The organism is Terrabacter carboxydivorans (assembly GCF_039532035.1).
GTDB classification, from domain to species: Bacteria; Actinomycetota; Actinomycetes; order Actinomycetales; family Dermatophilaceae; genus Terrabacter; species Terrabacter carboxydivorans.
The window spans coordinates 1-22586 of sequence record NZ_BAAARE010000037.1; the positions used below are offsets into that span (position 1 = coordinate 1).

Annotated in this window: 20 protein-coding genes; 10 read left to right on the top strand and 10 right to left on the bottom strand. The window is 68.0% G+C overall.

Annotation, left to right across the window (positions count from 1 at the left end; all coding sequences use genetic code 11):
- Positions 1–132: 132 nt before the first annotated feature.
- A complete protein-coding gene (locus ABD297_RS22560) occupies positions 133–426 on the bottom strand; it encodes a sigma factor (protein ID WP_344257381.1) in 294 nt (97 codons plus the stop codon).
- A 271-nt stretch (positions 427–697) separates the two neighbouring features.
- Between ABD297_RS22560 and ABD297_RS22565 the strand changes: the two genes are divergently transcribed.
- Positions 698–1312, top strand: coding sequence for a flavodoxin family protein (locus tag ABD297_RS22565; RefSeq protein WP_344257383.1), 615 nt, complete (start codon positions 698–700; stop codon positions 1310–1312).
- A gap of 534 nt (positions 1313–1846) precedes the next feature.
- Here ABD297_RS22565 and ABD297_RS22570 read toward each other — a convergent pair.
- The 3 genes from ABD297_RS22570 to ABD297_RS22580 form a co-directional block, all read right to left on the bottom strand.
- Positions 1847–2002, bottom strand: coding sequence for a hypothetical protein (locus ABD297_RS22570; protein WP_344257384.1), 156 nt, complete (start codon positions 2000–2002; stop codon positions 1847–1849).
- Between the two features lie 654 nt (positions 2003–2656).
- Positions 2657–2932, bottom strand: coding sequence for a hypothetical protein (locus ABD297_RS22575; protein ID WP_344257385.1), 276 nt, complete (start codon positions 2930–2932; stop codon positions 2657–2659).
- Positions 2933–3097: 165 nt separating this feature from the next.
- On the bottom strand, positions 3098–3532 hold the full coding sequence (locus tag ABD297_RS22580) for an SRPBCC family protein (protein WP_344257386.1): 435 nt from the start codon (positions 3530–3532) through the stop codon (positions 3098–3100).
- Between the two features lie 339 nt (positions 3533–3871).
- On the opposite strand from ABD297_RS22580, the gene ABD297_RS22585 reads away from it, so the two are divergent.
- On the top strand, positions 3872–4759 hold the full coding sequence (locus ABD297_RS22585; RefSeq protein WP_344257387.1) for a ZIP family metal transporter: 888 nt from the start codon (positions 3872–3874) through the stop codon (positions 4757–4759).
- Between the two features lie 1128 nt (positions 4760–5887).
- Here ABD297_RS22585 and ABD297_RS22590 read toward each other — a convergent pair.
- On the bottom strand, positions 5888–6043 hold the full coding sequence (locus ABD297_RS22590) for a hypothetical protein (RefSeq protein ID WP_344257388.1): 156 nt from the start codon (positions 6041–6043) through the stop codon (positions 5888–5890).
- A 286-nt stretch (positions 6044–6329) separates the two neighbouring features.
- Here ABD297_RS22590 and ABD297_RS22595 point away from each other — a divergent pair, with 286 nt between their 5' ends.
- Positions 6330–7409, top strand: coding sequence for a phosphodiester glycosidase family protein (locus ABD297_RS22595; RefSeq protein WP_344257389.1), 1080 nt, complete (start codon positions 6330–6332; stop codon positions 7407–7409).
- A gap of 250 nt (positions 7410–7659) precedes the next feature.
- Positions 7660–8217 (top strand): cation diffusion facilitator family transporter, encoded by a 558-nt coding sequence (locus ABD297_RS22600; RefSeq protein WP_344257400.1) that lies wholly within the window; start codon positions 7660–7662, stop codon positions 8215–8217.
- 365 nt (positions 8218–8582) lie between these two features.
- On the opposite strand, the gene ABD297_RS22605 is transcribed toward ABD297_RS22600, so the two are convergent.
- The 5 genes from ABD297_RS22605 to ABD297_RS22620 all read right to left on the bottom strand — a co-directional run bounded on the left by ABD297_RS22605 (position 8583) and on the right by ABD297_RS22620 (position 12420).
- A complete protein-coding gene (locus ABD297_RS22605; RefSeq protein ID WP_344257390.1) occupies positions 8583–9239 on the bottom strand; it encodes a DedA family protein in 657 nt (218 codons plus the stop codon).
- Positions 9212–9814, bottom strand: coding sequence for a phosphatase PAP2 family protein (locus ABD297_RS22610; RefSeq protein WP_344257391.1), 603 nt, complete (start codon positions 9812–9814; stop codon positions 9212–9214). Before ABD297_RS22610 ends, ABD297_RS22605 begins: the two co-directional genes overlap by 28 nt.
- Entirely contained in the window at positions 9811–10206 is a 396-nt protein-coding gene (locus tag ABD297_RS22615; protein WP_344257392.1) for a winged helix-turn-helix domain-containing protein, read from the bottom strand. The genes ABD297_RS22610 and ABD297_RS22615 overlap by 4 nt, the downstream gene beginning before the upstream one ends.
- A 184-nt stretch (positions 10207–10390) precedes the next feature.
- A complete protein-coding gene (locus ABD297_RS23775; protein ID WP_425581211.1) occupies positions 10391–10906 on the bottom strand; it encodes a three-helix bundle dimerization domain-containing protein in 516 nt (171 codons plus the stop codon).
- Positions 10861–12420, bottom strand: a complete 1560-nt coding sequence (locus ABD297_RS22620; protein WP_344257393.1) for a CYTH and CHAD domain-containing protein — start codon at positions 12418–12420, stop codon at positions 10861–10863. Before ABD297_RS22620 ends, ABD297_RS23775 begins: the two co-directional genes overlap by 46 nt.
- 649 nt (positions 12421–13069) lie before the next feature.
- On the opposite strand from ABD297_RS22620, the gene ABD297_RS22625 reads away from it, so the two are divergent.
- The 6 genes from ABD297_RS22625 to ABD297_RS22650 all read left to right on the top strand — a co-directional run bounded on the left by ABD297_RS22625 (position 13070) and on the right by ABD297_RS22650 (position 22365).
- Positions 13070–14701 carry a CehA/McbA family metallohydrolase gene (locus ABD297_RS22625; RefSeq protein WP_344257394.1) on the top strand — a complete coding sequence of 544 codons (1632 nt, stop codon included), beginning with the start codon at positions 13070–13072 and terminating at the stop codon, positions 14699–14701.
- 71 nt (positions 14702–14772) lie between these two features.
- The gene (locus ABD297_RS22630) at positions 14773–17541 is read left to right on the top strand and encodes a bifunctional YncE family protein/alkaline phosphatase family protein (protein WP_344257395.1); all 2769 of its coding nucleotides are present in this window, start codon (positions 14773–14775) and stop codon (positions 17539–17541) included.
- A gap of 366 nt (positions 17542–17907) precedes the next feature.
- On the top strand, positions 17908–18945 hold the full coding sequence (locus ABD297_RS22635; protein ID WP_344257396.1) for a P-loop NTPase family protein: 1038 nt from the start codon (positions 17908–17910) through the stop codon (positions 18943–18945).
- Positions 18942–20084, top strand: a complete 1143-nt coding sequence (locus tag ABD297_RS22640) for a hypothetical protein (RefSeq protein WP_344257397.1) — start codon at positions 18942–18944, stop codon at positions 20082–20084. Before ABD297_RS22635 ends, ABD297_RS22640 begins: the two co-directional genes overlap by 4 nt.
- Positions 20081–21853 (top strand): ABC transporter ATP-binding protein, encoded by a 1773-nt coding sequence (locus tag ABD297_RS22645; RefSeq protein WP_344257398.1) that lies wholly within the window; start codon positions 20081–20083, stop codon positions 21851–21853. Before ABD297_RS22640 ends, ABD297_RS22645 begins: the two co-directional genes overlap by 4 nt.
- Before the next feature lie 113 nt (positions 21854–21966).
- Entirely contained in the window at positions 21967–22365 is a 399-nt protein-coding gene (locus tag ABD297_RS22650) for a nuclear transport factor 2 family protein (protein WP_344257399.1), read from the top strand.
- Positions 22366–22586 lie beyond the last annotated feature (221 nt).

A 22586-nucleotide genomic window follows, 5' to 3' on the forward strand; every position in this document is an offset into this window, starting at 1 on the left:
ATCTGCTCAGCCCGGCGCAGCCGACGAATCTCTGCCCAGTCCTCCACACTGATCACCCTCCACAGGCTCACGGAGGGGGTCCGTTTTCACCCGTCGATCAGGGGTCAGTTTTCACCCGACGCTGACAGATGCTTAGGCCCTGAGGGCCTCCTGTGCGTTGCGATACGTGATGGTGGCCAGCCAAGACAGCGCAGAGCCGGTGCTGGCGTCGAAGCTCGACGCGGTAAGCCAGATCCTGGCGTAGGTGTTCTGGGTGCACTGTTCGGCGCGTTTCCGATCGCGCAACACCAGCAGGCCGAGGCGGAAAAGGATCGCCGCTGTGGCGTCGTACAGGGCGGCGAAGGCCTCGCGGTTGCCGACGGCGCAGGACTCCAGAAGCCGGGCCAGGTCGCGGTTGTTGCAGCGCTCTCGGTCGAGCCGATCCACCTCCACGTCTCCTCCGCTCCCGCTCGTGCCATGAGTCCGAGTACAAGCTCTCACCCTCATGTACCCCACCGTGAGGAAGCCACACCCAAGCCAGCGACGGTCGGCATCACCATGGTGTGGCCACTGCCCGGCAGGCGGCAGGTAGGGAGCACTGCTGGAACCGACGGCCACCGTGTGCGGGCGCGAGAGCCGGCGACGCTTCCTCGCGTCGAGATTCGGGTATGCGCTCGAAGACAGGAAGTCCCGACACGATGACCCGACAGGTTGCGCCATGGCCCTGACCGCTCTTGCCCTGAACTGCACCTTGAGCCCGGCTCCGGCCGAGTCGAGCACCGAGCTGCTCGCCCAGCAGGTGCTCGACGCTCTCGCTGAGTACGACGTGACCGGGTCGATGGTCCGGGTCGTCGACCACGACGTCAGGCCGGGGGTGGCCCTAGACATGGGTGAGGGCGACGCGTGGCCGGGCATCCGCGAGCAGATCATGGCCGCCGACATCTTCGTCCTGGCCACCCCGACCTGGCTCGGGCAGCACAGCAGCGTCTGCCAGCGCGTCCTCGAGCGCCTCGACGCCGAGCTGTCCGAGAAGGACGAGCAACGGCGCCTTCGCACCTACGGCAAGGTTGCGGTCGTGGTCGTCGTCGGCAACGAGGACGGCGCGCACCACATCAGCGCCATCTGCTTCCAGGCCCTCAACGACGTCGGCTTTAGTATCCCGGCCAGCGGTGTGACCTACTGGAACGGGGAGGCCATGCACGGCACCGACTACAAGGACCTCCCGCAGACTCCTGAAACCGTGGCGAGCACCACGCGTACCGTGGCCGCGAACGCCGCCCACCTCGCCGGGCTCCTCGCTGAGAACCTGTACCCCGCAACGGGCCAAGACTGAGCCTGGTTCAATGGGCAAGGGATTCGGCCTGGATTGGTTCCAGCGGATGCCTGGGTCGGGGAGGTCCTCGGCAGCTCGGGGAGAAATTCCGACGCCCACCCGCGCGGTCGTAGGGGCCGGCCGGTCGACTCACAGAGCCGCAAGCGCCAGCTCCGGAACCGCAGGGCAGTCGGTCGCCCCCCCCTGAGCGACTACCGTCCCGCCTCCCCGCGATGGTCCCGCCCCGTACGTTTTGAGGTGTGCGGGGGCGTCTCACTATTGCCGGTAAAGCGCGGGAGGGGCTCTTGATTGGGCAGCTCTGCAACGCCGAACATCGCCCTGACGGGTCTACCGTGATTGACGGGCTGCCCGGCGTCCTTGCCCGGGATCCGGGTGATGTGTCGCCTTCGGCGCGACGCAGGCGACGTCTCCACCCCACCCCCGGAGGCGCCGCCGCCTCGCACCCCCTTGGATGTTCCCTATAAGCCACGCTGCCACTCCGGGCGCAATGGACGTCACCTTGATGACATGCGGAGGATGACATGCGGAGGATCGTCAAGCGTCGCGAGCACGGTCAGCTCGTGGCCTGCTGAAAGTGCGCAGGGTCCACTCCTGCACGATGCCGCCCGAGTAGGGCTGAATGCCCACGATGACGCTGAGGCTGTCGTCTTGCCGACTGATGATCGTCCCCACCACGGCCATGGCGGCCACGAGGGGCCAGCATGACGCGTTTCGCATCCCCGGCATGCAGACGGAGAGCGATGGTTTCTCAGGGCATCTCGGGCACGGGACCTGGGTCGGCCGTCAGTTCAGCGCAGACGGTGCACACCCTGAACGTGTTACCCGTCGGAGGCCACGCGATGGCCGGACTCAGGCGACGGACCGCCGCACTGCCGCAGGCGGCGCCGTCCAGCGACACGGCATGCAGGACGGCTCCCGGCCTAGGCACGATCCTCGGGGACGGCGCGACACGTCTCCCGACCCTCAGCGCGCGGGAGCGTTCTCTTGCGACTGACTCGGCCCCGCAGACCCACTCCACGACGCCAACCTATCCCTCGTTGGCGTCATCATGATCGTGAGGACGTCAGGCGACGACTGCTGGAGGCGGGCGACCACGAAATGTCGGTCACCAGCAAGGCGCCGCTGGCCCAGGGCAAGCAGTCCCACTCCCTCGGACCGTCACGATGACGCCCGTCAACAGAGCGGCATAGGTTGGTGCACCTTGGAAAACGGGGCGCCTCTTGCCGGAGTGGACGACGGGGTACCGAGCGTGTTGAAGGTCGAGTGGGACCAGCAAACGCTCGCGAGCCCGATCGAGCCCCACTCCGCTGGGCGCGGCTTGTGTAGCGCCTTGATTGTCCTGCTTCAGCCGGAGGCCGACTCCGGCCATTGCGTCTCAGCCTTCGCCGTGCTGCCCGCGTCGGCAGTGTCCAGACGCAAACTCGGGGGCATCGCGAGACAGCCAGCCCGGTCGATTCTGCGGCGGCGCTGGAGTTCAGCGAGGATCAATCGTTCGCGGCGCTCAAGCTCGACACGGCGACTCGCCTGCTTGGGTACTGTGCCGAAACGCGAATCCGCTGGCTCAGCATCGACGCAGTCCTGTAGCCACACCAGCTCCCCAAGAAGGTCGCGGATCGACATCCTCTCGAGATCGTTGCTCGTACAGGACCGAGGAGGTGTCTCCATCGACATGCTCCTTAACGCTTGTTCTGGAGGCCGATGGAACCCTAGGGGCCATCTTCCCTGGCATCGTGCGCCACCCAGCTCGGCGATGACGTTTTGACCGGCACTGGGAGCCGACCTTGGCTACTCGGACTCCAAGATCTCCTTCGCCGTGTCGAGTGAGGCCATCTCACCGTCCATCGACTTTTGAACCTGCCCGGACATCAGCAACTTCGTGATTCCACCGAGGTCGGCCGAGAGCGAGAACGTGACCGAGGTGGCATCCGGTCCCGCGCCCCTGAACAGGTACTCCCCTCGCGGACGAGCAGGTCCGGCGACAACGATGAACATGTAGTGCGACGAGGGCGAGTAGTCGGTCACTTCGATGTCGGCGTCAATGGCACGACCGCCCGGTCCGGAGATGACCTGTCGGATCCGGGCGCCCGTACGCATCTCGGCTGGATCCTGGATCTCTTTTACGTGGGGTCGCCATCGCAAGTCGTTCGAGGGCGTGGAGAAGAACGAGAAGACGGGTTCTAGGGGCCGGCCGATGATGATGGTTCTCTGCGCTGCCGGCATACCACTCCTTCAAAGGACCCTTCCCCTGCGTGATTCTCCCGCCGCTGTGACATTGTCCGCAAGGTGCATCAGAGGCGGTGGAGGTTTGTCCTGCGACGTCACGAGGGGCGATCTTGCGGCCATGCGGGGCGGGGGAGGGCTCGGTGCGGCGGCCTCATGTGTTCAGGTGACCGTCGCCCGGATGTCTGATCCACGCGGGTCAGGCGCCCCGCAGGCCAACCACGGTTCTGGGCGAGTTCTCCGGCGCGAGCCACATGGCCACCGATTCTCAGCGTTTGACCAGTTAGGTCAGGCGAACCTAACTTACGAGCTGCTCATCGGATCGTTGAAGGAGTTGTCGTGGGACTTGGCCGCACCCTGGTGCTCGGCTTTATCGCGGGTGCCACCATCGTGCTGGGCCTGCCAGTAGGCCGGTTGCGGCGCCCGGCGCCCGGCCTGCGGGCGGTGCTCAACGCCACTGCGGTGGGAGTGCTGCTCTTCCTCGTGTGGGATGTCCTGACCCACGCCTGGGAGCCGATCGATGCTGCACTGGGCGCCGTGCGGGACGGCGGTGGTAGCACGTCCGCTGTTCTCGGCTACGGGGCGCTCTTCGTCGGAGGACTGGGTGCTGGCCTGTTGTCCCTGGTGGCCTACGAAGGGTGGATTGGCCGGGTCACCGCACGGGCCGCCCTGAGCCCGTCGGCTAACGCCCCAGCGGGTCTTCGCGTCGAAATGTCCGAGCGACGCAGGCCGACCGGGGTCGCGTCGTGGTCCGTGGCTCGACGGCTGGCTCTGCTCATTGCCGTGGGCATAGGACTGCACAACTTCGCCGAGGGTTTGGCCATCGGTCAGTCGGCCGCTCGGGGTGAGATCGCCCTCGCCACCTTGCTCGTCGTCGGTTTCGCCCTGCACAACGCCACCGAGGGGTTCGGCATCACGGCGCCGCTGGCCGGGGACCTGGATCCTGACGGTTCCCCGCGGCGCCCGTCGTGGGCATTCTTGCTTGGCCTCGGCCTTATTGGCGGCGGCCCGACGTTTCTGGGCGCGGCTGTCGGTCATGGGTTCACCAGCGAGCCGCTCAGCATCGTGTTCCTCACGCTTGCCGCCGGCTCGATCCTCTACGTCGTCACGCAGTTGCTCGGGGTGGCCGCCCGCGCCAAGCGACCCGACCTGCTCGCCTACGGCCTGCTCCTGGGCATGGTCGCGGGGTTCGCCACCGACGCTATCGTCACGGCAGGGGGTGCCTGAGCATGGGCACAGAGGGCGGAGTCAGCGGCCTGGAATGACGTCTGCCAGGGTTTTGCCGTGCTCAAAGGACTGAGTCTTGCTCAGCCAGTACTGGCGGGGCCGACCGGGCGGGGCGCCCTCCCGCTCGGGCGCGCCGACCAGGGTGTGGCTACGAGAGCGCCACGCCAATCTGTCGCGGCCAGAACAGCGGTCGTGCACCCGATCGCGCGCAACTTCCCGCTCTATGACCACGGCAACGGACTCCCGGAACCGGCACAGGCCGGAATCTGCAGTGCCGAATTGGATCGGCGGGCCTCTGGGGGAAGGGACCGGCCATGGCACTCGGTGGAAACGACTGACATGCGAGGGAAGTACCTACCTGTCGATTCCCGGCTGCACCCAGCGGCACCACACCGGAAACGTCGCGGGGCGCACGCGAGACGAGTCTCGCCGGGGCATGGGCGTGCCCGACGAGACAGGGGAGCATCGGCGGGCACGCGAGATCCACCCTGCCCTCGCAGGTTGGGCAGACACTGTGCCTCGTCTGAGAAACCCTGTCATGATCCGGCTCCCAGCTCGTCTACACAGTGACGACGGAATGACCCCCAAGTTGCCGTTGTCGCGGGGTCTCGGGCTGCTCATGGAGGGGGGCCCGGGGCCCCACCCGTCGACGCGACGGGCGTGGCGGGACGCTGTGCGACGGGAGCACATGCCGCTGCATCGCCTCCGGTTAGCGGTCGCTTTCGACCTGCACCCTCGCGAAGCCGAGTCGAGCTCCGCGAGGTCGTGGGCGATGAGCTCGAGCTGCCCAGCGGCCGGCCAGCCAATCGTCGGTCCCGAGATGGGGATGATCCACGGCGCCACGTCTAGGGGACCTCACTGACGGAGGCGAACCCGGCCAGCCACGTCGTCTGGGGGTGCCCGACCACTCGTAGGTTACGTGGGTCTCGCCTGCGGTCAGGGTTCATGGCTCGTTCACCTGCTCGCGGGCTCCTGGGTGCCGTGCCCGGTCAGAGTGGCTGGCATGTCACTGGCGCGCATCGCAAACCGGTCCCTGTCGACACCTATGGCGGCGTTGGGTGCCGCCATGGTCATCACGGTGAGCTGCTTGACGGCCGCGTCCACGCACGCGGCACCGCTGTCGATGGGTCACACGGGGTATGCCGCGTCGGCCGCGCTGCCGCTGGGGCCTGCCGGTCTCCCCGAGACGCGTACGACGACGACCGTCGAGCCCGGCGTGACGATGACGCGCATCGTGCGCGGTGCCATCGACCCGAGCACGCCGTGGGTCGTCGAGCTCAGCATTCCCTCCAGCCGCACCAGCCCCGACCCGGACGCGCCCCCACGAGTGGTCCAGGACCAGGGCAGCGCCGACGACCTGGTTCGCCGCCTGACGGCTGCGAACTTCGGCGCACAGAGCCAACCGGTGCGCCAGCCAGCCGTCGCCGACGTCCCCGCCGGCGTCATCGGGTACCGAGTCCGGACAACGTCCACCTTCCCGTCCCAGGCCGACGCCACGGCATACGTCACCCGACTGAAGGCCGCGGGATTCGCGGCCCGCACCTGGTACGCCGGGTGGGACGGGGCCAGCATGGCCAAGGGCCAGTGGAGCATCAACGTACTGACCATCGACCCGCGGGAGTTCCGCGGGCACCTCGGTGCGACCTTCGGCCCGGACCTCGTGGACCGCGAGACCACCACGGCGCTCGGTGTGTACGCCCACGCCAAGGCTGCCGTCAACGGTGGCTTCTTCGTCCTCGACCCGAAAGCGGGCGCGCCCGGCGACCCGGCAGGGGCTGGCGTCTACGACGGCGCCCTGGAGTCCGAGACGGTCGCCGGTCGCCCGGTACTGGTTCTCGACGACCAGGCCCTTCACACACGCGTTGCCCGACCAGTGTGGAGCGGCACCCTGAGCGCGGGGTCCTCGAGCGTCGACGTGGACGGCATCAACCGAGTGCCGGGCCTGATCCGCAACTGTGGTGGGGATGCCGGCGACAAGCCCACCAACCGCGCCTTGCACGACACCACGTGCACGGACCCGAATGAGCTCGTCGCCTTCACCAACGCCTACGGTCCAGTCACTCCAGCCGGGGCCGGCAGCGAGGTCGTGCTCGACCGCACTGGCCGTGTCGTCCGCGTCGACGCCCAGCGAGGCACGATGCTCCTAGCGGGTCAGCGCTCAGTCCAGGCGATCGGGGACCTCACCTCAAGGCTGTCCGGGCTGCGCCCCGGGCAGATTGCGCGACTGGACCTTCGCCTCACAGAAGCCGGGCGAGCAAACCTGATCCGACCTGGGACCACCGTCGTCAACGGGGGACCGCAGCTGGTCCGCGACGGCGCCACATACATCACCCAGGGCGCGGACGGCATGGTCCACCCCACTGACCCGTCCTTCGCATACGGATGGGCGCTGCAACGCAACCCACGCACCTTCGCCGGTGCAGACGCTGCCGGTCGCACCCTGCTGGTCACCGTCGACGGCCGCCAGCCTGACCAGCTTGGGCTCTCCGTTCCCGAAGAAGCGCAGGTGGCGCGAGCGTTGGGCATGCGCGATGCGATGAACCTCGATGGTGGTGGCTCAACGGCCATGAGCATCGAAGGACGCCTTGTCACGCACCCTTCGGACGCCTCCGGAGAACGACCCGTCGGCGATGCGATCGTCATCCGCTAGTCAAGCCAGAAAGGCCCTGAATCGGGGTAGGGACTCGCGGCGGACGGCTCTGTCGCGATCACCCTATGCCGCCTGAACCAGCCCGAGGTGGACGTTCCGGGCCATCGGAGTTGCCCTTGGCGGACTGCGAGCCGTGGGGTGGGCAGCGCCGAGTCCGCTGCCGCCGGCAGCGGTACTCTCCGGGCCGTGTCCCAACAGCGCCGCGTGGCCCTCGTGCTCGTCCTCAACGTGTCGATGATTTGCGGGGCTGCTGGTTGCAGGCCTCTTCTCCCACTCCCTCAGCCTGATCGCCGAGGGTGGCGACTTCCTCGCGGACTCTCTCGCGCTGGGTTTGGGCCTGCTAGCCATCTACCTCAGGGACCACCACCGCAATGAGAGGGCCACGACCTGGGTCGCCCTCGTGAACGCGCTGTGGCTGCTGGCGCTCTCCGTCGGCGTGGCGATATCGGCCGCTTCGCGCCTCATCAGCGGCAGCCCGGAAGTACACGGACTCCCCGTGCTCGTCACCTCCGCGATTGCCGCCCTCGTCATGCTGTTTGCCGCGCTGATCCTCGGGGCTGACGCCGGCCGCGAAGACCTGCACATGCGCTCCATCCTCCTGGACACGATCGCCGACGGGGCGGCCGCTGCCGTCGTCGCTGCGGTCGGCGCCGTCCTTGCTGTCGTCAACCGCTGGTTCTGGCTCGACGCTGCTGCGGCTCTGCTGGTATCGGCCCTCATCGCCTTCGCAGCAGTGCGTCTCCTGCGGGATGTGATTCGGGCCCTGCGTGCAAGGACTGCGTATTTCCCTCAGGTCGACGACGACTGACCGTTCTCCCCAGCGCCTGGTGCCTCACTGCCAACGGCTGGCACACCAACCGAGACCGCGCAGGCCCAGCACTGGCCTACGCGCTGATGGGCCAGACCGCTTTGGACAGGACACTCGCAGGCCCACGTCTGTCATCGGCACGCCCGCGCTGTCCGCGGCATGATCGAATGTCCGTCCTCAACACGCCAAGAGCGGATGTGCTGGCCCCCTCTGCCAGACGGTGCGGCGCCGTGCCCAGAGACAGGCTCACTCGGCAGAAAGGCGTACTGCCCCGTCGGGTCTGTAGTGGTGAACGTTCTCCTGATGCGAGGACTCGGGCGCCCGGCATGCGGCGTGGAGTCGCGAGTTAGCAAGTCGCGGACGGGCTAGTTTCCGGAGGATGCTCGTTCAGCCCGTCTGCGGCGTAGGTGCCAGGTAAGCAGCCCGATGATGAGGATGCCCGCGACGATGAGTGCGGAGTCCTTGCCCATGGCCTGCTCGACGCGGGTGTACGACGCGCCGGCGAGGTAACCGGCAGTGACGACGGTCGCGCCCCACAGGATCCCGCCGGCCAGGTTGAAGGTGAGGAACGTGCGGTAGCGCATTCCCGACGTCCCTGCGAGTGCTGGCATCACGGCGCGGAAGAACGCGACCCAGCGCCCGAGCAGGACGGCCCATCCGCCACGTCGCGATAGGAAGTCGCGGGCATCGTCGATGCGCCCCTGGTGACGTTGCAGGATGTTCAGGCCCAGGATTCGCAGACCGAGCTTGCGTCCGACTTCGAAGCCGACCGAGTCGCCGATGACGGCAGCGGCGATGACGACCGCCATGACGAGCCACAGAGGCACGTGGCCGCGGTTGGCGGCCACGCCGCCAACGATGGCCACAGTCTCTCCGGGCAGGATGAACCCGACGAAGAGGGCGTCCTCGGCGAAGACGATGGCACCCACGACGGCCAGGACCCACACTGCGGGCGCATTCAGGAGCTGGTCGACGACCTTGGTCAGCATGCCGCTCAGGTGCCAGGCCGGGGCTCGCACCACGTGCGGACCGGCGCGAGGCGCCGGATCCGTGAGATGGCGAGGACGAACGGCTGGCGCAGTACCAGCCACCCGACCCCCGCGACGAGCGCGCCCACGACGAGTCCGGCGATGACATCCAGGGGGTAGTGCGCGCCGACGTAGACACGTGCCGCCGCCATGAGCAGGGCCGCAACGGCTGCAATGACTCCCAGGCGCCGAGAAGCGATGAGCAGTCCGGCGGCACAAGCGCCGGCCATGACGGAGTGGTCGGAGGGAAAGGACCAGTCGGCGCTGCGGGCCACAAGGACGAGGACGCCCGGATGGGTCGCGTATGGGCGCGGCTCGGCCACGAGGGAGACGATGGGCTGGTTGACCCCGACGGCGAGGACGGCGGCGATGCCCGCCCAGAGCGCTGCCGCCAGTTTCGGGTGCGGAGCGTGCCGAGCCTGCCAAACGGCCAGCAGGATCAACACCCCGAAGAGCATGACGCCGTACTTGGCATAGCCCGCAACCACGCCGTTGAGCCACGGCGTGTGCAGGGCCAGGTCGTTGACCTGGCTGAAGAGAGTCTGGTTGGCGTCGGTGGGTGCGCTCACCGGTGTCCTTCCCGAGAACGGGGGTAGGGCGCGATTCCGGGGCACCTGTGGGTGCCCGAGTGGCGCCTTGGGTCCACCCACGATGCCTTCGTCTGCCTGAATCGATGCTGAACGAGGCAGCGCGATGTCGACGGCCCAGGCCTCAGTCGTGTCGAGGGGAGCCGGCAGTGACGACGCCCAGGCGGACGGCCGGCCAAGGACCGTCTCGAGCGACTCGCAGAATGACCGATGTAGACCTCGACGATGTTGTCGCCGCCTTCGAAGGTCGGGTCCCAGACGTTGTCGAGGATCTGGGCCCTGGAGACGACGTCCCCGGCGTGGCGCACGAGGAAGTGCAGGATCGCGAACTCGTGCGCGGTCAGCGGCAGCACCGTGCCGGCGCGCGTCGCCACGTGTCGGGCGAGGGTCCAGGTCGAGGTCGCCGACCGTCAACGTCACCGGTCGCTCCGGGCATACCTGGCCTCCTCGAGGAGAACCGACACCCAACGTGGGGGCTCCGGTGACCCCGAAGGATTACTCACATATCGACCCTGACAGGAAGAGCGCTTCTGCTTTACGTGAGCAGCCTGCCGAGCTCTACGCCCCAACGCCCCTTCGGGCCCGCCGCTCCGTTAGGTCGTCACGAACGGCTGGGTCGTCACGAACGGCGAAAGCCAGCCGGTCACGGGCAGCGTGCTCGACGAGCACTGGGACGAAGTCGCGCACCCGACCTGTCATCTCGGAGTGCGCCAGGCGAACCGCAGCCTCCACCACCTCCGGATCCAAGTCTGGGAAGCGCGTTTGAAGCCGCGTCTGCACTTCCCTGAGCGCGCGCATCTCCGACGTCTCATGCATCGGCACAGCATCCCCCGCCACCCTGAGAGTGACAAGAGTCCGTCCACATTGCCCACGCGGCGACGTCGTCGACCAGGACAAACGGCGCCCACCGTGCCGCGGAAACCACCGTTTCAGGGTGGCCCGTTCTAGGGGCCTTGCTGACAGGACAGGCCCGTGCGCGGCGGTGGGGCCGTGCTCCGCACGCAGGGAGTCGCGATCTTGGCCTGTCTTTAGCGAGCCCAGTGCTTGTCGTGCTTGGCGATGAACCTCTCCCATAGGGTGGCGAACTGGGCTTCGGCTCGGTCGGCACGTGACTGCTCCAGCGCGTGCAGACGGCCGATGGTGAACGTGTTCTCGCCGTCCAGGTGCGCTCGCATGCCGTACTCCCGCAGTCGTTGACGGGCGACGACCGTGTCCTGGTGTATGCCGAGGGTTTCCTGAAGCGCTTTGGTGTCAGCCGCCGCTAACGTGCGGGCGCTCTTGCCCAGTACCGGCGTTGCGGACTCAGCGGCATACCGAAGGCGTTTGGCCTTCTTGCGGGCCTCGTGGAAGGCGGAGTCCCGCTCGGTGAGGTCATGGGTCCGCTCGATCGAACGTACGGCTCGCCGAAGGCGCTTGACGTCCCGAGACAGCAGACCGGGCATCGTCTTCTTGGCGGGTCGCCGGGCGTGCGAGTGCAGCGGCGGGGAGGCGATCAGCTCCTCGACCACATCGAGGAGACGGACGAAGCGGTCGCTGTCCAGGGCCTGTCTGGAAGCCACCCGACCGCGGCCGTACTCGGCACCGATCTCGTCGTCGAGGCGCGCGCTCACCGGCCCGACCACCAGCTCGGCGGGTTCGGAGGCGAGTACGGCGCGGAGGTGCTCGCGCAACACCTGCGCGTCCCTGGCCCCGGCGAACGACTCGCCGACCCAGCGGAGCTCTTCGCGTACTGGGTCGGTGACGGACGTGTCGAGCAGTGGGCGGAACGTCGTGAGCACCGAGCGCAGTCGTCGGGCCGCGATGCGTACGCGGTGGACGGCCTCGGCCTGCTCGGCGCGGACCCCGGCATCCTGCTCCAGCAAACGTGCCAGATGCTCTGCCAGCTGCGCGCTCAGCAGCTGCTCGACCGTGGGCTTGGCGTGCCCTTTTCTCTTACCGGGCGAGGACGCGGCTGGAGGAGGCTCCCCGATCACGCGCGTGAGCTTCGAGCTGGCTGACGCCGGAGCGGCTCCGGCTGCCAGCAGCCGTTCTCCGACGGCGTCGAGCAGGGCGCGGGGACCGTCTACGAGCTCGACCTCCCATTCGCGCCAGGCCAGCTCGTCCCCCTTGCTGCCGTTGGTGTCGTCGTGGCGTTGTGCCCGGACAGTGTCATCTGAGACCTGGGCGAGCACCGATCCCTCAGAGTCGAGGAGGGGGTAGTCCCGACGGCGAGTGCTCACGGTGGCGACCGGCTCGAGGGGGCGGCCGCGGGTGATGGCGTGCACCCGTGTCCGGAAGCTCTCGGACACCTCATGTCTTCGTCCAAGTGGTTCGCGGAGCTCGGTTCGGGTGTCCGGGCCCGCGGGGAGCTTCAGGTGCCAGCCGGCGTCGCTACCGCCTGTGCGGCGCCGCAGGGTCACCCCGCTGCGGGTGAGGTCGAGCCCCAAGGTGTCGAAGTACACCGCCTCGAGCTGGGAGGTCCGAGGTCTGCCGATGGAGTGGAGACCGTCTATCTCGGCGAGGTTCGGGAACACCGTGGATGCGTCGACGTCGTACTTGCGCTCGATCTCGTCGTGTCGTGAACGGCCCATGTGCTGATCCTTGCGCACATTAGGGCTCCTTCTCAGGGGTCGCGCCCAAGACGAGGCGGCTCTTGCCGGCACGGGATTCGGCGAGAGTTCTCGGTCCACGGTCCGGGGGCAGTGTCCTGCTGACGTTGTCGTGCGACATGCACCCAGGAAGTTCGTACCCCCGGGCATCCAGCTCCAGTTCCCCAGGTGTCCTCGCGCTCCCGCCCGGATCTTGTCGGCGGTGGAGACGCCTTCGTACATGCGGCCGCGCGAGGTTCCACATATTGCGCACCACAGCAGATGGAGGACCGCAGCAGGCAGTCCACGGTCGAGGTGGCCTTGTCGACGAGATCAGAGGTGAACGCGGCGCCACGGACCACGGTGGTAGGGCTTCGCGATTGCGATCATTGTGTGCTCTTGAGGTTCGCTGTGGCTTGTGACCGCTGGCGTCCCGCGCGCGTTACCGGACCGCCGACGTCGTGGCGCATCGGGTCAGAGGGCATGGCCACCGCCGTTCATCCTGATGCCGTGAATCCGATTTCGGACGGGCTCAGGCTCGGCCGATCAATCGAGACAAAGTCCCGGACGTCAAAGGAACCGTTTCTACGTCTGGTGTTCGCAGCCAGTTCACTACCCCTTGCGGGTCGGCGTCGTTGATCCCGGAGACACCATCACGGGAAGGGCTTCAATGGACCACCTCAACCGTCGCCGTCTCCTTCAAGGCATCGCCGCTGGCGCGCTCAATGTCGGCGCACTGGACGTCGGCTCGGCTTCGCCCGCGTCCGCCGCGGCCAGGGCTCAGCTGAGGGCCAAGCCGTCGCAGACCGTGACGCTGACGACGACCGTCGCGGGGCTGGGGTCTTACGCCAGGCTCCCGTTCAGCGTGCCCCGGGGCGTGCAACGCCTCGATGTGTCGATGAGCAAGAGCGACTCTTCAGCGGCGCTGGGCATCGGGCTCTTCGACGCGCGGGGCGCGGGCTACCAGTCCGAGGGGTTCCGTGGCATCTACGGGGAGGAGCGGTCCTCGTTCTTCGTGTCTGCCTCGGGCGCCTCGACGGCGTTCGTGCCCGGCCCGATCCAGGCGGGGACGTGGACGGTGTTGATCCCGGTGTTCCGTTCGCCGAGGCCGACGCAGGTGACCGTTCGCGTCGTGATGTCCTTCGCCCCGCAAGGGCCCGTCTTCAGCCCAGGCCCCGAGCCTGGGGTCGTCCTCGATGCCCCGGGCTGGTATCGAGGCGACCTGCACTGCCACACGGATGCCAGCTCGGACGCGTGGTCCTCAGGCTCGTCGATGACCCCGGCAGAGTGGGCTGGCGCGTGCCGGAAGGCCGGACTGGACTTCGTGGCCATGACCGACCACAACGTCATCAGCCAGAACTACTTCCTGGCCCGGGACGCCGGAGCGGACATGCTGCTCATGCCCGGTGAAGAGATGACGAACTGGTTTCACGGACATGCGACGGTCTCAGGCATGGACCTCGGGCAATGGCTCGACTTCCGGCAGACCCCGCTCGCGCTTCCCCTCCCCACCGGCGGGGCCCGGATCAGCGAGTTCATCCAGCTGGCCGAGTCGATGGGGGCGTATGTCGCGGCGGCGCATCCGCTTGGGGCGCACCTCTCATGGCAGTTCGCCGCGGACGGCGAGGTCGACCCGCGCTCCCGCACCCACGGGCACGAAGTGTGGACCGGCCCCTGGCAGGCCGACGACGAACTCTCCCTCAGCGCCTGGGACACGATGCTGACCCGCGGGTGGCGCACCGTGGCCAACGGCGGCAGTGACCTGCACGGGGTCGACAACTCCGGCGGCAACGCCGTGGGCAAACCCACCACGATCGTCTACGCGGAACAGCTCAGCAAGAGTGCCGTCATCAAGGCCCTCAAGGCGGGGCGCTGCTTCATTACCCGCGCCCCCGACGGGGTCGAGCTCTACCTCTCGGGGAGCCGTCCAGGCCAGGCCGCCTTTGTGGGTGGGGACGTCTACGGGGCCGTGGGCGACCAGGTCACCGTGACGGCCCGGGTCCGCCGCGGCGGCGGAATGCGCTTGACCTTCGTCAGTGCGGGCGCACCCGTGCAGACGGTCCCGCTGAGCAGCGACGACCAGAGCGTCGAGATCACCGTGCCGATCCCTCCGGGCGGTGGCTACGTTCGAGCAGAGGTGCGCGGACAGGAACGTCCCGTGATCGGCAACCCGGCCGCCAGTGAAGGCGACATGGAGGCCATTACGAACCCGGTTTTCCTCACCGTCGGTGATCTGCCCAACGGATACATCGCGCGGACAGCGCCGGTGCCCGACCACCCCGGCCCTCGGCGAGCCGGCTAGCACCCTTCCCCCGAATCACCCGATGACCTTTCGTCCCCACAGACCTGGCACGACCTCAAAGGACACTCCTCATGCGCGCTCGCAACACCTCCACGATCGCTCTAGCCGCCGCTGTCGCCGTCGCTGGATGCCTTTCGGCGACGGCGTCTGCCGCGGGCGGCACCCCGCACGCCGCCACGCAGACGACGGGCCGACCTGCCAACCTGACGTCACCTACAGGCCACTACACGAACGGCACCCTGCTGCCCGACGGGCGACTACTCACCCCCGCCGGTCACACCACCCCGCTCGGCGACTTTCCCACAGGCATCGCGATCGCCCCCAATGGCGCATTGGCCGTGGTGAGCAACAGCGGTCAAGGCGAAGGCTCCCCTCAGCAGGGCAACGAAAGCCTCCAGCTCGTCAATGCCCATACAGGTCAGGTCCTCCAGACCCTCACCGATCACCTTCCCGGCAAGGACACGTTCTACAACGGCGGCGTGACCTGGTCACCGGACGGCGGACACGTGTATGCGTCTGGCGGCGGGAACGACGCCGTCTACGACTACGCCCTCAGCGCCGGCCACCTGATCCTCGCCCACACCTGGAGCAGCACCTCCACCCACGCCACCCCGACCGCTGGACTCGGCACTCCCTCAGGCGGCATACCGGGCAGCGCACCGGTCGTCGGGAACGTGCTCGGCTACAGCAAGGCCCTCGCCATCACCCCCGAGGGACACCGGCTCATCGTCGCTAACGAGCAGGGCGGATCGGTCGCCGCGATCGACACACGCACGGGGATGATCGCCTGGCAGAGTTCGCTGGGAGCCAACCAGCAGCTCCCGGGCACCTACCCCAGCGCGGTGGCCCTCTCACCGGACGGTCGCCGTGCCTACGTCACAGCCCAGGGGACCAACTCGGTCTACACCCTCGACGCCAGCACGGGTGCGGTCATGGACACCACGGCCGTCGGGGATCACCCCGTCGCTGTCACTGTCAGTCCCACCGGTCGTCAGCTCTATGTCGCGGACGCCAACGACGACTCGCTCGCCATCCTCAGCTCCACGCCCTCGGGCGCCCGGCTCGAACGTGAGATGACCACGCACCTGATGTCGGGGGAGGGCACCGGCTCGGCGCCGACGGCCGTGACGCTCGACTCCACCCGGCACCACGTCTACGTCACCAACTCCGGCGACAACACCATCGCCGCCTTCGGTGGCGATGTGGTTGGCGGCGACCTCAGTCCGGCGTCGGTGCACCAGCTCGGGCAGATGCCGACCGGGTTCTACCCCTCTGCCCTGGCGGTCGACCCAAGTGGCGACATCCTCGTCACCTCAGCAAAGGGGTTCGGAGGCGTACCGGTGGTCAGCCGGCAGCAGTACGACGGCAACGACATGGTCGGGACGCTGGCGCGCGTTGCCACGCCGGACGTTGGCGACCTGCGCGCTGGAACCCGGACGGCCACCGCTGACGAACTCTTCAGCTACGGCGCAAGCGAGAGTCAGCGTCCGGCGGGCAGCCCCATCCCGTCATGGACCCACGCGGGCCAGTCACCCATCAAGCACGTCGTCCTGGTCGTTCGCGAGAACCGCACCTTCGACCAGGAGTTCGGAGACCTTGCCTCGCTGGGTCGCACCGACGCCCGCGTCGAGGCCGCCTTCACCGAGTTCGGGCTCCGGGACCGGCAGGGCCGCACCATCACCCCCAACGCGCACGCCCTCGCCGACCAGTTCGCGCTCTCCGACAACTTCTTCTCCAACGGGGAAGCCAGCATCCAAGGGCACCACTGGACAGCAGAAGGCACCTCGACCGTCTACACCGAGAACTCCTGGACCCAGTACTACAGCGCCCGCAACCACCCGTACGACCCGGCCGGCTCCATCGTCTACCCCCGATGCGGCGCCTTGTTTCAGCAGCTCGCTGGTGCGGGCAAGCCCTTTCGGAACTTCGGCGAGCTGACCGGGCTCAGCACCGCCCAGAACCCCACTCTCCACGTGGCCCCCCAAACGTCGTGCGTCACGCCCGGAGGGGTCCACGACCGCCAGTCGATTGCCTCGGCCAGCCCGAGCTACCCCAACAACCTGACGCTGACCAGCGTCCCCGACACGACGAGACTGCGGGACTTCCAGGCCGAGTACGCGCCCCTGGTCGCCGCCAACCGGGTGCCCGCACTCAGCTACGTCCTGATGGGCAACGACCACACCGACGGTACTCAGCCGGGGAAGAAGACCCCCCAGGCCTTGGTCGCCACCAACGACGAGGCCGTCGGCGGCCTGGTCAGCTACCTTTCGCACACGCCCCAGTGGGCCTCCACGCTGGTCCTTGTCGAGGAGGATGACAGCCAGGACGGTCTCGACCACGTCGACGGACACCGCAACATCCTGATGGTCGCCGGACCTTGGGCAGCGCACCGCAGGCTGAGTCACCTTCACGCTAGCCAGGCCTCCGTCACCGCGATCATCGACCGTGTCCTGGGACTGGCCCCCTTGTCCCAAGCCGCGCAATACGCGCCAATCCCGTACGACATGTTCGGCTCAAGCCCCAACCTCGCCTCATACACATCGCTGACGCCGAGCTATCCCACCGACGCGACCAACCCATCAGCCGCGCCAGGCACCGCGAGCGCCGTCCCGGTCAACACCCGAGGGATCGACCTCGCCGGACCGGTGCTCGAAGCCCAGATCTGGCAGGCCACACACCCCGGTGAAGCCATCCCGGCAACACTGATCGACGAGCTCGGTCAACGCGGCGGGATCAGGCGTGACGCCCTCCGGTCGTGGTCCACGGGACGCCCCTGTGGCTGCACCCCACTCTTGCCGGGACTGACCATGGCCCCCGGATACGGCGATGCCGATGGGTGACGACGCCCCGAGCCTCCCGCAGTGCTAGAAGTGCTGCGAGTTGAGAGCCGGTGAAACTCCCTGCCTGCTCGATCAGGAAGCGATCGATCTCGTCGGCCCCCAACCCGTCGGAACCTGTGGACGTCGTGTCGCAGCCGACTCGACCGTCCAACGGTCGACATGCTGGCGCAACGACGAACCATGTGTCCCGGCCGGTGCGCGGTCGGGCAGTCCGTGGCATGACGTCCGCACGGTTCATTTTGGGCAAACTCTCAGTGAGCAGGCATTCACACTGGCCGTGGATGGTGGTCGACTTGCGTAGGTTTGATACGAAAATCGACCGAAGCGCACTGCCTCAGTCGATCCTTCTTCCGAGAGCGTGTCGTCGTGATTCCTGTTGCCAAGTGGTCGTATGTGACGCGACCGGTCACCTCGGTTTTGACCGCAGATTTCGATGCCCGCCCCTGGACAGCTGACCCCACGTTGGGAGACCTGGTCCTGGCGCGGGTGGAGAACGTGGGTGTGCACGGACATCTTGAGGACGTGCACGGTCGGCGCGTCGTTCTCTATCCAGGTGATCTGGTCGTCGGCGCGCTCGGCAACCGCTACGCGACGGATTTCTTCGAGGGTTACCTGCCGGCAGGCCCGCGCACGCATCTGCTCACGGCCGGTGGCGTGATCGGTGACGTCGCGTCCGCGCACGTCCGGCGGGACGCACCGACCGAGCTGGAGATCATCGCCTCGGTGACCAGGCAGGGCAGGGCGTTGCGCCTGGACGACTTCGCCCGGGATGTGGTCCCGGCACCTGCGGCGCCCGGTGGAGTGGTGGTGGTTGTCGGGTCGTCGATGAACGCAGGCAAGACCACAACGGCTTCTGCAATCGTGCGGGGGTGGACGCGCGCGGGCATCCGGGCGGGGGCGGGCAAGGTGACCGGGTCGGGCAGCGGCAAGGACAGGTGGACGTACCAAGACGCCGGCGCGCACGCGTTGCTCGACTTCCTGGACTTCGGCATGCCGTCGACGTTCGGGTACCCGATGGAGCGGCTACGTGCCACGGCCTTTGCCATCCGGGATGGACTCGTCGCTGACGGAGCAGAAGCGGTCGTTCTGGAGATCGCGGACGGCCTGCTGCAGGAGGAGACGCGCGGTCTCCTGGAGGCACTTCCCGACCTGGGTGAGGCAATCGTCCTGGCGGTCGGTGACGCTCTTGGTGCCGTCGCCGGGGTGCGGGTGCTGGCCGATGCGGGGCTGCGACCGGTAGCCATCAGCGGGCTGGTCAGCGCGAGCCCGCTGGCCAGTCGGGAGGCTGAGGCCGCGACGGGTCTACCGGTTCTTGGTGTCTCCGAACTGAGCGGCGGCTCCCTGCTGCCCCTTCTCGCCGGTCGCGGGGCCTTGGCTGAGCCGGTTTCGTCCCTGCGGGCATGAGCTCATCGGTCTGGTCTGCGCTCTCGACAGCGCCTGCAGTTGGCGGCAGGAACATCGCTGTCCGGGCGCACCTGCCGCGTGGTGGAGCCGAGGCTGAACCGGTCGAGCGCACGGTCGTGGTCCTTGAGGCGGACGACAATTGCCTGGTCCTGCCGGAGGCCGTCGTCATCGATCCTCTGGGCATACCGTCCCTCGACTCGCTCGCTTCAACTCATCCTGCCGGAGGGGGCGGACCGCTCGCCGGCATGGAAGACCGTCGACGAGCGCGAGAGTACGGAGTGGGAAACGCGGCTTGGCATGTGCAACGCGGGCTGCGGTACGTCGCTTCGCTGCTCGAGCGCCCGTTGCCGGTCCTGACGGTGCGGCTCAACGCGCACGGTGCCGACTGGGGCGGGGGACACTACCGCTTGCCGGCGGCGCAGTACTCCGAGCTGATAGAACCGCGGGATGTCGCGTCGGCCGGTGAGGTGCACCTCGGTGCCGGCCGTCGGTATCTCCCCATCGGTGCCGGGCGGTACTTCGCCGCCCCGAGCCACAACGCAGCGATCATCTATCACGAGCTCGGGCATCACGTCTGCCGTCACACGGCAGACTTCCGCGGAAACCGTCATCGGGACCCGGCGGCGCAGACGAATTTGCGTACGGGTATCGAGGAGGGGACCTGCGATTATCTGGCGGCGGTCCTGCTCGGCACGCCGGACATCTACGGCTGGCATCGGGGTGACCGGTCCGACGCCGACCCCCGGCGTCGTCGCCTCGACACGGTTACGACGATGGCCGCGTTCCGCGGCGGCCGCGACGTGGACCCGCACTTGGACGGGACCGTCTGGGCGACAGCCCTGTGGTCGGCCAGGCTTGCGTGGCAGGCATGCCGGCTCGAGGGGGCAGCGTTCGACGCTGCCCTGCTCCGAGCCCTGGATCATCTGGGCCAAGAGGTCCTCAGCGCGGATCCGGCCGAGTGGACGCCGATGCTGCGTCGACGGCGGTACTTCTCGACCGCGCTGGCCGCGCTTCTGGACGAGGCTCAAGCCCAACCCGGTGCCCATGCCGGGGTCTCTGCCGTTGAGACCGCTTTCGCGGAACGTGGCGTCGTGGTCGGACAGAGTAATGCGGCCTTGCGCGAGGCTGCTCGCCGATGAGGTATGCCGTCGCCGGACCTTCGCTGCTGGCGCAGCTGTGGCGCTTCCGCGCCTACGGTCGTCCGCACCGGCGGCGACTGATCGGCGGAATCGGGCTACGGGTCGGCGAGCTCGCTGCGGACCTGGCACAACCCTGGCCGTTGGCCATCGTCATCGATGGCGTGCTCCGCCACCGCCCGCCGTCGGGAGTGGTCGGTGCCTTGACGGCTCCATTGCCCGGGCGGCCGCTGGCGCTGTTGGTCTGCGCCGCGCTCGCTGCGCTGGTCATCGCGTTGTTCTCCGGTTCTTTCGACTACTTCGGTGACCGAGTGATGAACAGCGCCGGTGAACGCATCACCTCCGAGGTCCGGCGCGACGTCTTCGCCGTCCTGCAGGAACTGCCCATGCCCTTCCACGATGAACACACCGTCGGAGAGCTGACGAGCCGGGTGGTGACCGACACCGACCGCATCGAGGACGGCCTCGTCGACGTATTCAGCACGCTGGTGCCCGGCGTCATCACTCTTACCGGTTACGCAGTCGCCATGCTGTTGGTGGACTGGCGGCTGGGCCTGGTCGCGTGCGTGGCCGCCCCCGTGGTGTTTGCGACCGCGACGCGCTACACACGGCTGACCCGGGAATCAAGCCGGCAACGACGCCGCGCCGAGGGCATGCTCGCCGGCCTCACCGCAGAGGTGCTCACGGGCATGCGTACCGTGCACGCGACCGGCAGCCAGGCTGTGCACTCGACCAGGTTCGCGCAGCGCAACACGGCGACCCTGCACGCTGGCCTGCGTAGCGTCGACCTGAGAGCCCGGTTCACCCCCCTGCTGGAGGGCGCGGCCGCCGTGGGCACAGCCGCAATACTGTTGGTTGGCGGATACGGCGTGCTGGATGGCTGGTGGACGGTGGGGCTCCTCGTGGTCGTGCTCGCGTACCTGCGGGACATGCTGCGGCCGCTGCGGGCTCTCTCGCGCCTGTCGATCACCCTCACGACGGCCGCTGCCTCAGCCGAGCGCGTGTCGGAGATCCTCGACCAACCCCGAAGAGCCGCATCGCGCGCGCCGCAAGCGCGCTCCGCGCTCGAGCCTGCCGAACCGCCGGCGACCGGACGCATAACCCTGCGCGGAGTCACATTCGGGTACGGCGATCGCACGGTGGTGCGCGACGTCGACTTGGAAATCGGCCCGGGGGAGCGGCTCGTCCTGCAAGGCCCGAACGGTGCGGGCAAGTCGTCGTTGCTGGCGCTGCTCGCTGGCCTCTACGAACCAGACCGCGGGCAGGTCTGCCTCGACGGCGTGAGCTTCCTCGACCTCACCGATGCTCGCCGGCACCGGGCAGTGTCCGTCGTTCTGCAGGACACCTTCTTGTTCAGTGGCACGCTGCGCGAGAACCTGCGCCTCACTCGCCCGGACGCCTCAGATAGCGATGTCCGACGTGTTGCCGACGCGGCGATGGTGTCGGACTTCGCCACCGATCTCGCGCAGGGGCTTGATGCCCCGATCGGGGAGGGCGGCATCGGGCTGTCCGGCGGGCAGCGCCAGCGCGTCGGGATCGCCCGCGCCCTGCTGGCCGACACGCCGGTCGTCCTCCTCGACGAGCCGACCGCGGGGCTTGACCCCGATGCCGAGAAGGCCGTGGTCACCGCACTCGAGCGCCTGATGGTTGGCCGCACCGTCGTCATGACCACCCACCGCCCAGAGCTGTTGCGGCTGGCGACCCGGCACGCTGTAGTCCGACATGGGCGAGTCGTCGAGGTCACACCGAAAATGCAACGCCTTGCCCCGTAGACGTCTGTCTGACACTGCTGCGCTCGACATGCGACTCGCTCAGGGTTCCAGTTCCGGACGCATCGCGAGCGTTTTGCCACGAGTCCCTGCCGTCGGCGGCCATGCTTGGTCACGTGACCGATCGTGACGACTTCCTCGTCTGGGTGAGCACGGCCCTGTATCAGGCGGAGCTGGCGCTGCACAACGGCGACCCCGCGCCGCGACGGGCGCTCTGGTCCCGAAGGGAACCAGTGACCGTGCTGGGTGCGTGGCACAGCGCACATGGCCAGGCCGAGCTGGACGGGCTCTTCACAGCCTTGGGCAACTCATTCTCCGAGTGCACGTCCTACGTGTTCGAGCTGCAGGCGTACGACGTGGTGGGCGACATGGCGTATACCGCTGGTCTCGAGCACACTTCTGCTTCCGTCGACGGGGAGCCTCGCACGTACACCTTGCGGGCCACTCAGGTGTACCGCCGCGAGGGCGGCGCTTGGAGAGTGGTTCACCGCCACGCGGATACCGCTACCCGTTGACGGTGGGCCCACTTCGCCATTCGATCGTGGCGGTCATCTTCGATAGTCAGTGACCCGCTGATCCGACGGTCCTCATCGTTCGGCCCACCGCGGCATAGAAAGGCGTTCTGCGCGGTCGGGTCTGGCGTGGCGAACGTCCTCCTGATGCGCTTGTCGGGCTTGGTGTCCCACACGCAAGAAGGAGGACGTTCATGAGCAACGGTAGTGGCGTTTCCCGCGGT